The 13,954-nt window shown below is 67.6% G+C and carries 12 protein-coding genes; all 12 read left to right on the plus strand.

Translation table 11 applies throughout. The features are described from left to right. Nucleotides 1–368 (plus strand): FAD-dependent oxidoreductase (locus RT697_RS09275; RefSeq protein WP_313698339.1); only part of this gene is annotated, 368 nt, incomplete at its 5' end. Nucleotides 369–372: 4 nt separating this feature from the next. Beyond that, nucleotides 373–1,713, plus strand: coding sequence for an extracellular solute-binding protein (locus RT697_RS09280; RefSeq protein WP_313698341.1), 1,341 nt, complete (start codon nt 373–375; stop codon nt 1,711–1,713). Nucleotides 1,714–1,918: 205 nt separating this feature from the next. Further along, nucleotides 1,919–2,824 carry a TcpQ domain-containing protein gene (locus RT697_RS09285; RefSeq protein WP_313698342.1) on the plus strand — a complete coding sequence of 302 codons (906 nt, stop codon included), beginning with the start codon at nt 1,919–1,921 and terminating at the stop codon, nt 2,822–2,824. Nucleotides 2,825–2,934: 110 nt separating this feature from the next. Beyond that, on the plus strand, nt 2,935–4,446 hold the full coding sequence (locus RT697_RS09290; protein ID WP_313698343.1) for a hypothetical protein: 1,512 nt from the start codon (nt 2,935–2,937) through the stop codon (nt 4,444–4,446). Between the two features lie 2 nt (nt 4,447–4,448). After that, nucleotides 4,449–5,807, plus strand: coding sequence for a hypothetical protein (locus RT697_RS09295; protein ID WP_313698344.1), 1,359 nt, complete (start codon nt 4,449–4,451; stop codon nt 5,805–5,807). Next, nucleotides 5,794–6,288 carry a hypothetical protein gene (locus RT697_RS09300; RefSeq protein WP_313698345.1) on the plus strand — a complete coding sequence of 165 codons (495 nt, stop codon included), beginning with the start codon at nt 5,794–5,796 and terminating at the stop codon, nt 6,286–6,288. The genes RT697_RS09295 and RT697_RS09300 overlap by 14 nt, the downstream gene beginning before the upstream one ends. Beyond that, nucleotides 6,285–8,057, plus strand: a complete 1,773-nt coding sequence (locus RT697_RS09305) for an ATPase, T2SS/T4P/T4SS family (protein WP_313698346.1) — start codon at nt 6,285–6,287, stop codon at nt 8,055–8,057. Before RT697_RS09300 ends, RT697_RS09305 begins: the two co-directional genes overlap by 4 nt. After that, nucleotides 8,050–9,186 carry a hypothetical protein gene (locus tag RT697_RS09310; RefSeq protein WP_313698347.1) on the plus strand — a complete coding sequence of 379 codons (1,137 nt, stop codon included), beginning with the start codon at nt 8,050–8,052 and terminating at the stop codon, nt 9,184–9,186. The genes RT697_RS09305 and RT697_RS09310 overlap by 8 nt, the downstream gene beginning before the upstream one ends. Before the next feature lie 61 nt (nt 9,187–9,247). Next, entirely contained in the window at nt 9,248–9,865 is a 618-nt protein-coding gene (locus RT697_RS09315) for a type 4 pilus major pilin (protein ID WP_313698348.1), read from the plus strand. After that, a complete protein-coding gene (locus tag RT697_RS09320) occupies nt 9,862–10,938 on the plus strand; it encodes a prepilin (protein ID WP_313698350.1) in 1,077 nt (358 codons plus the stop codon). Before RT697_RS09315 ends, RT697_RS09320 begins: the two co-directional genes overlap by 4 nt. Before the next feature lie 79 nt (nt 10,939–11,017). Further along, nucleotides 11,018–13,642, plus strand: a complete 2,625-nt coding sequence (gene alaS, locus RT697_RS09325) for an alanine--tRNA ligase (protein WP_313698352.1) — start codon at nt 11,018–11,020, stop codon at nt 13,640–13,642. After that, on the plus strand, nt 13,642–13,911 hold the full coding sequence (locus RT697_RS09330; protein WP_313698354.1) for a sulfurtransferase TusA family protein: 270 nt from the start codon (nt 13,642–13,644) through the stop codon (nt 13,909–13,911). The genes alaS and RT697_RS09330 overlap by 1 nt, the downstream gene beginning before the upstream one ends. The last annotated feature ends 43 nt before the right edge of the window (nt 13,912–13,954 follow it).

Below are 13,954 nucleotides of genomic sequence, written 5' to 3' on the forward strand. Positions count from 1 at the left end.
GTCTGACCGACAGCAGCCACAAGATCGTTTTCTCGCGGCTGGGCGACCGGCTGCGCATGGCGGGCACGGCGGAACTTTCCGGCTATTCGCGTAGCCTGAATACCGGCCGTTGCGAGGCGCTGACCCGCCTCGCCAAAGAACTCTTTCCCGACGCGCTCGATTTCGAGCGCGTCAGCTATTGGTCGGGCCTGCGCCCGTCCACTCCCTCGAACGTGCCCATCATCGGCCGCAGCCGTATTCCGAATTTGTATATCAATACCGGACACGGTACGCTTGGCTGGACGATGGGTGTTGGCTCGGGCCGGGCATTGGCCGATCTGCTCAGTGGACGGCGGCCAGAACCGGAATTCCCTTTTCTTGGTCTGTGAACCTATGAAGAAACTGCAATTGGCGGGCGTTGCCCGCGCGATGTTCGCCAGCCGGCGTGCATGGGTGTTTGGCGCCGCGATGGCGATGGCCGGCGTGGCAAACGCCGCACCCGTCGAAATCCAGGTCTGGCACACCCTGACAGATGCAAACAAGGCCGAGTTCGAAAAGCTCGCCAAGCAATACAACAAGGAACAGGACGACGTCAAAGTGACGCTGCGCGGCTTCGCGTCGCCGAGCGCCCTGGAGCAAGAGGCGGTGTCCGCGGTCAAGGCCAAGAAGGGCCCGAACCTGCTGCAACTGTCCGATAACCATTCTCCCGAAGTGGTTGCCCAGCACAAAGCCGTGCTGCCGCTCTACGAACTGCTGGCCAAGTATCCGATCAAGGACCTGAACTGGTTCGTGCCGGCCACCAGCAGCTTCACCCGCGACAGCAAGGGCCGCCTGCTGGCCTTCCCGTGGATGGCCGAAGTGCCGGTGATGTTCTACAACACCGCCGCCTACAAGAAGGCCGGTCTCGATCCCAACAAGCCGGCACGCACCTGGACCGCGCTGCAGGCCGAACTGCTGAAGCTGCGCGACGTGGCCGATATCGACTGCCCGTACGCGTCCAGCGACCAGGTCGCGGTTCACCTCGAGAACCTGGCGCCGATCAACAACCAGCTGTTCACCAGCAACAACAACGGCCTGGACGCGGTCACCAAGAAATCCGCCGCGCCCGCCATGCAGTTCGACACGCTGTACATGCGCCACATCTCGCTGATGGTCAGCTGGAAGCGCTCGCTGCTGTTTACGGCGTACTCCGGCGACAGCACCTCCGACAAGCTGTTCGCCAAGGGCGAATGCGCCGTGCTGACGGCCAATTCGGGCGCGCTCGGCCAGTTCCTCGCCACCAAGTCGCTGTCCTTCGGCGTCTCGCCGCTGCCTTACTACGAGCAAGCCACCAAAGAGGGCGGCAAGCCCTTCGTCAGCGGTTCGGCGCTGTGGGCACTCGAAGGCCATCCGCAGGCTCAGGAAAAGGCCACCGCGCAGTTCCTGGCCTGGCTGTCCAAGCCGGTCGTCGCCGCCGAATGGCATCAGCGCACGGGTTACCTGCCGCTGACCGAAGCCGCCTTCCGCGCCTCCGACGTGTCGTTCTACAGCAAGATCCCGGGCGCGCAGGCGTTCGTGGCTTCGATGAGCGCCAAGCCCGTCCAGAACGCCCGCGGCTTCCGCATGGCCAACTACGAGCGCATCGAACCTGTGCTGAACAAGGAACTCACCGACGCCTTCGATGGCAAGGTGCCGCCCGTTTCCGCGCTCAACAACGCTGCCGCGCAGGCGCGCACCATCGCCACGCAGCGCTGATCGCACCCAGCAGCGGCGCGCATAGCGCCGCACGGCAGGACAAAGCCTGGTCTTCGGACCGGGCTTTTTTTTTCCAGATTTGTTGCGAGCGAGGGGTGGATGAATCCGTCCGTCCGTACATGCCAGTCTGGCGGCGCCACCGGCGCTCGGCCACCATGCCGTTCAAGCGTGTCGCTTCCGATGCGCGCTTTGTTCGCGGTGAGGCATGGTACGAATTTTCTTCCTGGCGGCCGGGCTGTCTTGCCTTGGCGCATGCACGTGGTCGGGCCCAGGCCCGGGCGCATCTTCCTGGCAGGCGGCCAATCCGTCCTCGCAAGGGTTCCGTTTCGACTGGCAACTATCCGGCGATCCCGCCGTCGCGCCGCTGCAGGTCTTTGACGACGGGCGCGAGACCTGGCTCCAGTTCCTGCCGGGCCAACCGTTGCCGGCCATCTTCGGTGCAGGCGTTGGCAGCGAACACCCGTTGCCATACGTGCGGCGCGATCCCTACGTCGTGGTCGCCGGCGCATGGCAAGCACTGCGCTTTCGCGGCGGCAGGCTGACCGCCCGGGCGCAGCGCACGCATCTTGCGGCGGACCTTCCCGGGTCCTTGACTCAATCTGCCTCGGGCAGGTCGCAAACCCAAGCGGCAGCCGTAGACTCATCGCAGCGTCCGGGGGCGGACTCCACCGCGCACACCAGGCTCGTCGCTGACGCGGCCCCGCGCCCGGAAGGCGGCGTGCTGGCCGGCGTTCAAGCGCCGAGCCGTCATGCCGCGCCGTCCGCCGCGCACGCGGGCGCCCCGTCCACCGACATGCACGTTGCCGCGCAGGCCGCCCCGTTCCGTGCCGCGCCGCCCGACGCCACGTTGCGCGCCGTGCTGGCGCGCTGGGCCGGCGCGTCTGGCTGGACGTTCGAACCCCAGCATTGGGCGGTGGACGTCGATATCCCGCTGGCCGCCTCGGCCGAATTCTCCGGCGACTTCAAGACGGCCGTGCGCGGGCTGCTCGGCGCCACCGAACTGGCCGATCGCCCCTTGCAACCCTGCTTCTACGGCAACCGCGTCCTGCGCGTCGTGCCGCTTGCGCAATCGTGCTCACGCGCGGCCACGCCCAAAGGAGCCGCGGCATGACAAGCTTTCCGTTTGCGTGCGCCACGCGCCTCTCAACACCCAGATCGCTCGCCTGCGCCGCACTCTCGTGCGTTATCGCTGGCTGCTCAGTGTCCGAGCAGGTCACGAACATGCAACGCGCCGCCAGCGGCCGGCATGCCGTGGTCGCTACCCGCCATCAGGCATATGCCGACGGTTTGTCCGATCGCCAGGCGCGCATCGCCGCGCAGGAAGTCTCCACGCCCTGGCTGGCGGGCAAGCCGCAACCGCTTGCGCGCGAGGTCGCGCTGCCTCCGGCATTGCGCGAAAACGTCAAAACCACGCTCATGCTGGCTGACGATGCGGACCTTCCCACGCTGGCGCAGCGCCTGACCGCCGCCACCGGCATCGCGGTACGGGTGCGCCCCGATGCGCTGCTTCCCCCCGACCAATTCCTGCCGCGCCTTGCGGTCAGCGGCGCGGTGGCCCAGGCCATGCCGGCACGTATTGAAGTGCGCGCGGAACCTCAACCGCTCGCCGATCTGCTCGATGCGTTGGCCGCGCGCTTTTCGGTGCACTGGCGCTACGAACACAACGCGCTCGAGTTCTACCGCACCGAAACCCGCGTGTTCGATCTGCGCGCCCTTACGCTCGCCAGCAAGGTCGACGTGCGGCTCGGCCGCTCGGGCAGCGCGGAAGGCGAGGGCTTTGAAAGCACCTCCAACACGACGCTGTCCGCGGGCGAGCACAACGCGCTGGCCATCCTGCGCGCAAACGTTCTTCCGTTCCTCACACGATCCGGCGTCATTGCAGAGCCGGTGCAAGGCGCGGCCGCGCTGGTGGTCACCGATACGCCGGACGCCCTGGACCGCGTCGCCCGCTATCTGGAACGCGAGAACAAGGCGTTGACCCGCCGCGTTCGCCTGCTTTTCGAGGAAATCACGCTTATCGCCAACTCGGAAGCCGGGGGCGGCCTCGACTGGAATGCCCTCTACGCGGCGGCAGGCGCCACGGCGCGGCTGGCCGTGCCCGGCGTGCCGGCCACCGGCGCGGGGTTGCTGCAGGCCGCATCGGGTGCGGGGCCATTCCAGGGCTCGCAGGCCATCGTGTCCGCCCTGAGCGCGATGGGCGCGGTCGTGCGGCACAGCAAGATCCCGGTCCTCACCTTGAACCGGCGGCCAGTCTCGCATGCCGTCAGGACCACCTTCTCCTACATCGATCGCGTGCAAAGCACCGCCGTGCCCGGCATGACCGCGTCCGGCGCAAACGGGTCGCTGCCGGCGGTCTCCATCAGCCAGAAAGAAGAAACGGTCGGCTCGTTCCTCACCCTGGTGCCGGACATCCAGGAAGACGGGCAGATCCTGCTTTCCATCGCCTATGACAACGCGGTCGCGCAGCCCCTCAAGACAATCACCTTCGGCGAAAGCGCCAATCAGGTCCAGGTGCAGCAGATCACGGTCGACGGCAGCGGCACGGTGCAGCAGATCGAATTGCGGCCGGGGCAGCCCATGATCGTGGCGGGCTTTGACCGCACGCAGGACCAGCACGATCGCCAACGGCTGGCGCCCGGACTGCCGCTGCTTGCCGGCGGTCTGGATAACGCGGCCAGCGAACGCCACACGACGCTGATCCTCGTGACTGCCCAAGTCGAGGAAGGGTACTGATCGTGAACCGGGCTCCTCACCTCTTGCTGATCGAATGCCCGGGCGCCGAACGAACGCTGGCGTTCGGCCTGCGCTGGTTCGCGCTCATCGGATCCAACGTGCCCAAGCTTGCGCGGTCACGTGGACGACGCCTGCGGGCCACGCATTACGTGGTGGGCGGATCACCCGCCATGGTCGCGGGCTATGGGCGCGCCCGCGGCGGCATTCGCGGCGCGCGGTTCACCCGCCGCGTCGGCGCACCCGCAGCGACGCCGCAATCAGCCGCGCAATTGTTCGCCTTGCTGTACCCCGAGGGCGGCCATGCCCTGGTTCGGCTGCCGGACGGGCGTCACTGGCTTGTCGCCGCGCATGGCGGCGCGGTCCTGTCGCAGACCGACCGGGTGTTCGGATCGCTTGACGACGCGCAGCAGGAACAGCGGGCGCTGCTTGCGCAGCGTCCGTCCCTGACGGAGCACGCGTCGGATCAGGTGTGGTCGGCATTGGCACAGGCCGTGGATGCCGGCGCCGCGCTGACTGCGCTGCCCTCGCGTTGGGCCGAACTGCCCGCCGCATTGCGCCTCTTTTTGGCCTGCATCGGACTTGCCGCCGTGGCGCCGCCGCTGTGGAACGTCGGCGTCAGCGCTTTCTCGCGCCCGCAGGCAGCGCCGCCGGAGCCCGTCGCGGTCCGGGACCCGGTGGCCGACGCCTACGCGGCGATGCTGCGCGCAACCACCGTCCATCCGCCGCCTGCGCTGACGCGCCTGCTCGCGAGTGTGGCGGCGCTGCCCGTGCAGGTGCAGGGTTGGGCGCTGCGCCGCGCGCACTGCGACGCCGGCGCGCAGCAATGGGATTGCTCGGCCGTATACGCCCGGGTTCACCCGCTGGCCACGAACCACGGTTTGCACGCGTTGCTGCCAGCCGGCTGGCAGGTGTCGTTCAAGCCGCTCGAGGAAGCCACGCTGGCGTGGCGCGTGGGGGCCGCACCGGTCCCGGTGGGCGGCATGGCGTTGCCGTCGTCGTTGCACGTCGAAACGCGGGTGGCGGGCGGACTGCAAGGACTGCGCGCCGCCTTCGCTTCCGTTGCGCTGTCGCCTTCCGTGCCGCTGATGCCGCACCTGCCGCGCGGGGCAGTGATTCAGAAGTCGGCGGCAGGTCAGGCCAGCGCCGTGCAATCCAATCCGGCATCGTCGGGCATGCCCGTCGTCCGGCGGCGCAGCCTGATCCTGCATGGGCCATTGCGCTCCATGGCGTTGATGCCGGGGCCCGTCTCCGCGGCCCGCTGGTCGCGCCTTGTGGTGAACGTGCAATCGCAACCGCGTCCCAGCCTCGCCGCCAGTGCGCTTGTTGCCGAATTGCAGGGAGAACTTTATGAACAGGAATGAGCTTTGCATCTCGCGTGTGCGCGTGGCCGGACAACTGCTTGCCGCCATCGCCCTGAGCGCAGCGGGAGTATCGGCGGGCCACGCCCAGGGCGCGGAGCCGCCGTCCGCGCCGCAACCCTGGCCGGAGGTCGAGACGGTGCGCACGTTGCTGCGCGCGGATGCGGCCGCAGCGCTGTCGGACTGCCGGGTTCCGGGTCTTTGCGCGATGAACGAAGGGAAGGGTCCCGCGATGCCGGCCACCGGGCGTATGGTGGACAACATCCGCGTGACGGCGATATTCGGCACGGCGCGCAGCTTGAACGTGGACATCGTCGTTAACGGCACGTTGCAGCGCTACCGGGCCGGTCGCGCCGACCCCGTGGCAGGAGGCGCTCTGGCCGAGCCGTACCGGCTGTTGGCCATCGACGGCGCTTGCGTGCGCTTGCAGCGCGACGGCCGCGATCAGACCGCCTGCCTGGACGCCGGGGGCGGACATCCATGACGACGCAGATCCTTCCCGTCGCTAGCGCGCCTGCTGGTCCGCCCGAGCTGCATACGCCCGACGACGTCGCTGGCATGGACCCCCCGTTCGTGCGCACGCTGGGCCGCCAGTTCGATCTGGCGTCGCTGGCCGGGCGCTTGTGTCCGGTCCTGCTCGAAGGAGGCGAGGCCGCGATCTTCGCGGTCAGGGAATACACCGTCGGCGATCAGATCGACGAAGTCGAACGCATGGTGAAGGCGGCCGGCTATCGCATGGCCCGTCCCGCGCGATACGTCGTGCCTGCGCCGCTTTTGCTGATGATCGCGCGCGGTCAGTACACGGCGCCCGGTCCGGGACGCCTGGCGAGGGCCAACCCGGCCGAGCGCGCCTCGGCGCTGGCCGCGCTGTTTCTCGACATCGTCCGCTGGGGCGTGGTGCAGGGCGCCAGCGACGTCCACATCAACGTGGACCAGCGGCGCGACGCCGGCGACATTCGCTACACCATCCACGGCGAGTACGTCGGCTCCGACCGTTTCGCCGGCCTGTCCAGCGCCACGCTGCTCGAGGTCCTTGCCGTGGCGTGGATGGACGTGCGCGGCGGCAACGGCGCCGTGTTCGATCCGGCGCTCGAGCAGCAGGGGCGCATTGCGCTGACCGTGGACGCGGCGCCCATCGTGCTGCGCTGGGCGTCGCTGGCGGCGGACGCGGGGCCTTCCGTATGTCTGCGGATCCTGCGGCTGGACGCAACCGTCAACGGCGACCTCCTGGCGTTGGGATACCTGCCCGGGCAGGCCGAAACCTTGCTGCGGGCGCGCGAACGCGAGGGCGGGGCCATCGTGCTGGCCGGCGTGGTCGGTTCGGGCAAGTCCACCACCATCGCCGCGCTGATGCGCGGCATTGCGCCCACGCGCAAGGTCATCACGCTTGAAGACCCGGTGGAATACCACATCGGCAACGCACTGCAGAACACGCTGACGGGGGCGCTGGCGGACGCGGCGTGGCCCACGCTGGACGCCAAACTCAAGACCATCAAGCGCTCGGCAATGAACGACCTGCTGATCGGCGAGATCCGCGACTCCCAGACCGGCCGTGCATTCATGGATCTGGCCAGTTCCGGCGTCAGCCTGTACGCCACCACGCACGCCGGATCGGCCGCGATGATCCCCGAGCGCCTGGCGTCCGACGCCATCGGCGTGTCGCGCGAATTTCTTGCCTCGCCCGGCATCCTCAAGCTGCTCATCTATCAGACGCTGCTGCCACGTCTGTGCCCCGGCTGCGCGTTGCCCGTCGACAGCCTGTGGTCGGATGTTCACGCGGGGCATGCACAAGCATGGGACTGGCGCGGCTGGGTGCTGGGCATGCAGGATGCGTTCGATCTGCACGCTGAATCGCTCCGGGTCCGAAACGAAGCGGGCTGTCCCGCATGCCGGCGCGACCACATGCCGGAACTGAACGGAACTGCGGGGCGCAGCGTCGCCGCCGAAATGATCGAGCCCGATCGCGTGCCGGGCTTTCTCGAACAAGTGCGGCTGCGCGACAACCACGGACTGAAGCAGCAGTTCCAGCCTGCCACGCGCAGCGCATGGCGAGACGCCGCCACGCGCGGCGCGCGGGCGCTCGATTGCGCGCTGTATCGGACGAGCCTCGGAGAAATCGATCCGCGCACACTGTTGCGCCGGTTCGAACTGCCCGTCGTGCCGATCCTGCGCCCGGCATCGGCCGCACTGCGACAGCCCGCGACACTTGCGCAGACCGGCGCGGCCATCTCTGGTGGAACCCGCCATGGCTGATCTCGCGCCGCGCGCTTCGCACGGATCTCTGCAGTCAGCGGGCCTGCATCGGCTGCGCCTGGATGCGCTGCGCTTTCGGTCGCAGCGCGCGGATTACTACGAATACCTGGCGGACGTCGTCGAAGGCACGCAAGGCCGCAAGAGCCTGCGCGACATCTTCGACGACGACGCCAGCCGGTATGGGCCCGACACGGTTCGAGGCCGTCTTTGCCAGCACTGGGCAGCGGCATATCTGGGAGCGGGCGGTGACCTGGGCGTCGCATGGTCCGACACGCTGCCCCACAACGAATGCCTGCTGCTCAGTTGCGTACAGGAAGAGGGCGGCGACCTGGCCGCGGCGTTGCGCGATCTGGCGCGCGCCGTCAGGCTGGCCTCCGAGGCCTGGACGGCGTTGCTGTCTGCGGCTGCCACGGGTGTCGTTGCCGCCCTCGTGGCCTTCGCGTTGCTGTGCGCCATTCCGTTTTTCAGCGTGCCGCGGCTGCAGCAGGTCTTCCAGGCCGTGCCGGCAGAAGACTATGCGTCGCTCACCCGCGGTCTGTTCGCACTGGCGGGCGGCTTGAAGCAGTGGCTTGCGCTGTGGGTCGTCCTGATACTCGGCGCGGTCATGCTCGCTCTCTGGTCGCTGGCGAACTTCACCGGTGATCTTCGTGCCGTGCTGGACCGCTGGCTGCTCTGGCGGCTGTACCGCGATTTCCAGGCCATCCGCTTCCTGTCGCTGTTGGCCGTGCTCATCAGGCAGCACGGCGCCGCCGACACGCGTTTGCGCCGCGCGCTGTCCGTGCAGGCGCGCGACGCCTCGCCATGGCTGCTATCGCACCTGCAGACGATGCTTGGCCGCATCGACGGCGGCGCCAGCGGCGCGGAAATCTTTGGCACCGGGCTGCTGGACGCCCAAACGTGGTGGTACATGGCGGACCTGATGGATGCGCTCGGCGTCGAGCCGGGCCTGGCTCGCGTGCGCCAGCGCGTCGAGGTCCAACTGCTGGCCCGCGTTCGGCGCCAGGCGCTCGTGCTGCGCTGGTCCTTGCTGATCGTGTCCCTGGCCACGGTGCTGGGCATCACGCTGTGGCATTACGCAGTGATAGACGAGCTGCGCCACGCGCTGACCAATTTCTATGCCAGCCAGTAGTGGACCGCGGGCTGGCGGCAACGGCGCGGCTCGCCGCGCACTTTAATCAATGAGGATATTCATGAAAGCAGTCAGTCTGTCCCGATTCCTTGGCGGGAAACAGCGCGGGTTTTCGTTGATGGAAGTATCCATCGTCACGGCCATCGTCCTGCTCATCGCCATCGTAGGCATTCCGGCCATCGGCGGGTACGTCATCGAAAACAAGGTGCCGAAGGTCGGCGAGGAATTGCAGCGGTTCATCGCGAGCATGAAGATCAACGCGCAGGGCGGCGGCGTGACGCCCTACACCGGGCTGGACACCGGCGCGCTGGCCAATGCGTTGCGCGACTCCACGGTGCTCTCGGTGCAAGGCACTGGCGCTGCGGCAAGCGTGGCGCACGGACTGGGCGGCTCCGGCATCGGCGGCAGCGGCGTGGTGCAGGTCGAGCCTGCGTCCGTCGACGGCGCGGGAATGGGCTCGGCGTTCACGCTTACGCTTACCAGTGTCAGCCATGCCGCCTGCCCGGCACTCGCGTCAGTGCTGCAGCGGGTGTCGGAAATCATCTCCATCAGCGGCAGCAGCGGCGCCAGGGTCGTCAAGGATTCGATCACCAATCCCGCGACGCCATACCGCGCGGCGCAGGCCCAGGCGCAATGCAGCCAGGGCGACGTAAACACTTTCGTTTTCACCGCACGATGAGCCCGCACCCGAATGACCGGCGCCTCCGGGCGTGCCGCCAGCACCCGCTGGCGATCCCGCAGCAGGCAGGCTTCTCGCTCATCGGGCTGGCGCTGGCGTTGGCCATCACCACGGCCATTGCCATCTGGGCTTCCAACGAGGTCGTCCATGGCATCGAAGCCTCAGCCGCCCGCTCAACGGGCGTATGGATGACGCAGATCCGGCTGGCGGTGACGGATGTGCTGTCCCGGCATTCGGAGGCGCTGTCCAAAGGGGAGCCTCCTCGGGACAGCCAGGGCCAGCCGCTGTTCGGCGATGTCCTGCGGCCCACGCTTTCCGAGCTCCGCGCTCAAGGCCACCTGCCTGCCGACTTTCCCGATCAGTCGGCGCTGGGCTTTGGCGCGGACATCCGGCTCCTGCGCAGCCAGACCTGTCCCGACGAGCCTTGCCGGATCGACGGCGTTGTCTCCGCCGACAAACCGCTGCTGAAAAAGGGGACGCAATTGCCGGACGAGGTCGCCATGGCGTCGGTCATTGCGTCCGCGGGCGGCTATGGCGGGGCCGTGTGGCCGCAAGCGCCGACCCAGTTGCGCGGCGCCGCCTATGCGTTTTCCAATCCCCCGGCGGCCGACGCGCCCGCGTATCCGCCCGGCACGCTTGCCCTGTGGGCGGGCGCCGGGGCCGGGCAGCCTGATATGAGCGGCTTCGTGAAGATGCGCGACGCCCGCGATCCGGACCTGCAAGGCAAGCTCTCTGTTGCAGGCAACGTGGACGCGGGGGGATACGTCACCGTCGGGGCCCGGGAAATTCCTGGCCATGCGTGCAGCGTCTCGGGGGGAACGCTGGCCACGTCGGCCGCCGGTCAGCTGCTTTCGTGCGAATCCGGCGTCTGGATGCAGGCAAGCGGCGGGTTTGGGGGCGCCTACAGCACCAACTATCCGCTCGGCTGCTTCCATTTCTCGGGCTTGTCCACGGCCAATCCGCGCACGGGCCAGTGTTCGTGCCCGCCCGGTTACGCCGAGGTCATCGTGTCCGCGGGCGGCCTATGGACGAAAACCGAGGGCTGGACCACGGGTTTTGTCTGCGTCCGCTGATGGCCATCCCGCCCATTCCCGCGTATTCGCGCCAACCCTCTATAATTGGCGATTCGCCCTAAATTCTGCTTCATCCACGATGAAATCCTCCGAGATTCGCCAGCAGTTCCTGCAATTCTTCAAGTCCAAGGGACACACCATTGTTCCCTCGTCGTCGCTCGTCCCGGGCAACGACCCGACCCTGCTCTTCACCAATTCGGGCATGGTCCAGTTCAAGGACGTCTTCACGGGCAAGGAATCGCGGTCGTACACGCGTGCCACCTCGTCGCAGCGCAGCGTGCGCGCCGGGGGCAAGCACAACGATCTGGAGAACGTGGGCTACACCGCCCGCCACCACACGTTCTTCGAAATGCTGGGCAATTTCAGCTTCGGCGACTACTTCAAGCGCGATGCCATCCAGTACGCCTGGGAGCTGCTGACGCAGGTCTACAAGCTGCCGGCGGAAAAGCTCTGGGTGACGGTCTACCAGGAAGACGACGAGGCCTACGACATCTGGGCCAAGGAAGTGGGCGTGCCGACCGAGCGCATCATCCGCATCGGCGACAACAAGGGCGCGCGCTATGCGTCCGACAACTTCTGGCAGATGGCGGACACCGGCCCTTGCGGTCCGTGCTCCGAAATCTTCTTTGACCACGGTCCCGAGATCTGGGGTGGCCCCCCGGGGTCCCCCGAAGAAGACGGCGACCGCTACATCGAAATCTGGAACCTGGTGTTCATGCAGTTCGAACGCGACGCCGCCGGCAACATGCCGCGCCTGCCGCGTCCCTGTGTCGACACCGGCATGGGTCTGGAACGCATCGCCGCCGTCCTGCAGGGCGTGCATTCCAACTACGAAATCGATCTCTTCCAGCACCTGATCGCCGCCGCAGCGCGCGAAACCGGCATCAAGGACCTCGAAGACAATTCGCTCAAGGTCATCGCCGACCACATCCGCGCCTGCTCGTTCCTCATCGTCGACGGCGTGATCCCCAGCAACGAAGGCCGCGGCTACGTGCTGCGCCGCATCGTGCGCCGCGCACTGCGCCACGGCTACAAGCTCGGCCAGACCAAGCCGTTCTTCCATCGCCTGGTGCCGGATCTCGTCGCCGAAATGGGCGAGGCCTACCCGGAGCTGGCCGCCGCGGCCGACCGCGTGGCCCAGGTCCTCAAGCAGGAAGAAGAACGTTTCGGCGAAACCCTCGAACACGGCATGCGCATCCTGGACACCGCCCTGGCCAACGTGCCCAAGGGCGGCGTGCTGGACGGCACCACGCTGTTCACGCTGTACGACACCTACGGCTTCCCGGTCGACCTCACGGCCGACATCTGCCGCGAACGCGAAGTCGAAGTCGACATGGCCGGCTTCGAAGTCGCCATGGAGCGTCAGCGCGACCAGGCCCGCGCGGCCGGCAAGTTCAAGATGGCCGAAGGCCTCAGCTACGAAGGCGCCGAAACGCGTTTCGAAGGCTACGAAAAGCTTGAGCTGGACAACGTCAAGGTCACGGCCCTGTACGTGGACGGCACGCAAGTGCAGGAAGTCAAGGCCGGCCAGAGCGCCGTCGTCGTGCTGGACGCCACCCCGTTCTATGCGGAATCGGGCGGCCAGGTCGGCGACACCGGTCTGCTCGAAGCCGATGGCGTGCGCTTTGCCGTCGCCGACACGCTCAAGATCCAATCCGGCGTGTTCGGCCATCACGGCACGCTGGAATCCGGCTCGCTGGCCGTCGGCGACACGCTGCTGGCCCGCGTGGACGCCGTCCGCCGCGCCCGCACGGTGCGCAACCACTCGGCCACCCACCTGATGCACAAGGCACTGCGCCAGGTGCTGGGCGCGCACGTGCAGCAGCGCGGCTCGCTGGTTGATCCCGACAAGACCCGTTTCGACTTCGCGCAGGACGCGCCGCTGACGGCAGAGCAGATCGCCCGCGTCGAAGCGATCGTCAACGCCGAAGTCCTGGCCAACCATCCCACCGTTGCCCAGGTCATGGGCTACGACGATGCGGTCAAGGGCGGCGCCATGGCGCTGTTCGGCGAAAAGTACGGCGATACCGTGCGCGTGCTCGACATCGGCTTCTCGCGCGAACTCTGCGGCGGCACGCACGTCACCCGTACCGGCGACATCGGGCTGTTCAAGATCGTGTCTGAAGGCGGTGTGGCAGCAGGCGTGCGCCGTATCGAAGCCATCACCGGCGACAACGCGCTGGCGTGGGTGCAGAACCAGAACGCCTTGCTGACCCAGGTTGCCGGCATGCTGCGCAGCACGCCCGCCGATCTGCCGGCGCGCATCGCGCAGGTGCAGGACCAGGTCAAGTCGCTGGAAAAGGAACTGGAGCAGTCGCGCAACAAGCTCGCGGCCAGCGCCGGCAATGACCTGGCCTCCAGCGCCGCCGTTGACGTCAAGGGCATCAAGGTCCTCGCGGCCAGCATCGGCGACGTCGATCCCAAGGCGCTGCGCGGCATGGTCGACAACCTGAAGGATCGCTTGAAGCCTGCCGTCGTGCTGCTCGCCACCGGCTCGGCCGATGGCAAGATCAGCGTGGTCGGTGGTGTCACGGCCGACCTGACCGACCGTATCAAGGCTGGCGATCTGGTGGGCTTTGTCGCCAGCCAGGTGGGCGGCAAGGGCGGTGGCCGCCCCGACATGGCCATGGGCGGCGGCACGGATATCGCCGCGCTGCCCGCAGCTATCGCCGGCGTGCAGAAGTGGGTGGACGAGCGCCTCTGATGAGCGACGTCGATTCCCGTCTCGATGCCGGCGCCGAGGCGCCGGTGTTCGACCAAGACGTCGATGCCAGCGGGCTGACCTGCCCTTTGCCCATCCTGCGTGCCAAGAAGGCGCTCGCAACGATGGAAAGCGGGCAGGTCGTGCGTGTCATCACCACGGACCGCAACGCGATCCGCGATTTCCAGGCGTTTGCCCGACAGACCGGCAATAAGCTGGTCGCGCAGCAAGAGGCTGACGGACGCTGCGTGCATTTCCTGCGCCGGCGCTAGCCAGCCCTCGCATTCGCTCCATGCAAAAGGCCCGCTCGTGTGC

Origin of the sequence: Achromobacter sp. (assembly GCF_032113835.1) — a bacterium.
Lineage (GTDB): Bacteria > Pseudomonadota > Gammaproteobacteria > Burkholderiales > Burkholderiaceae_B > Achromobacter.

Bases quoted from the DNA above. Each gene is read 5' to 3' on its own strand.
- RT697_RS09280 (WP_313698341.1), top strand. From the start codon at position 373: ATGAAGAAACTGCAATTGGCGGGCGTTGCCCGCGCGATGTTCGCCAGC.
- RT697_RS09285 (WP_313698342.1), top strand. From the start codon at position 1,919: ATGGTACGAATTTTCTTCCTGGCGGCCGGGCTGTCTTGCCTTGGCGCA.
- RT697_RS09290 (WP_313698343.1), top strand. From the start codon at position 2,935: ATGCAACGCGCCGCCAGCGGCCGGCATGCCGTGGTCGCTACCCGCCAT.
- RT697_RS09300 (WP_313698345.1), top strand. From the start codon at position 5,794: ATGAACAGGAATGAGCTTTGCATCTCGCGTGTGCGCGTGGCCGGACAA.
- RT697_RS09305 (WP_313698346.1), top strand. From the start codon at position 6,285: ATGACGACGCAGATCCTTCCCGTCGCTAGCGCGCCTGCTGGTCCGCCC.
- RT697_RS09310 (WP_313698347.1), top strand. From the start codon at position 8,050: ATGGCTGATCTCGCGCCGCGCGCTTCGCACGGATCTCTGCAGTCAGCG.
- RT697_RS09315 (WP_313698348.1), top strand. From the start codon at position 9,248: ATGAAAGCAGTCAGTCTGTCCCGATTCCTTGGCGGGAAACAGCGCGGG.
- RT697_RS09320 (WP_313698350.1), top strand. From the start codon at position 9,862: ATGAGCCCGCACCCGAATGACCGGCGCCTCCGGGCGTGCCGCCAGCAC.
- alaS (WP_313698352.1), top strand. From the start codon at position 11,018: ATGAAATCCTCCGAGATTCGCCAGCAGTTCCTGCAATTCTTCAAGTCC.
- RT697_RS09330 (WP_313698354.1), top strand. From the start codon at position 13,642: ATGAGCGACGTCGATTCCCGTCTCGATGCCGGCGCCGAGGCGCCGGTG.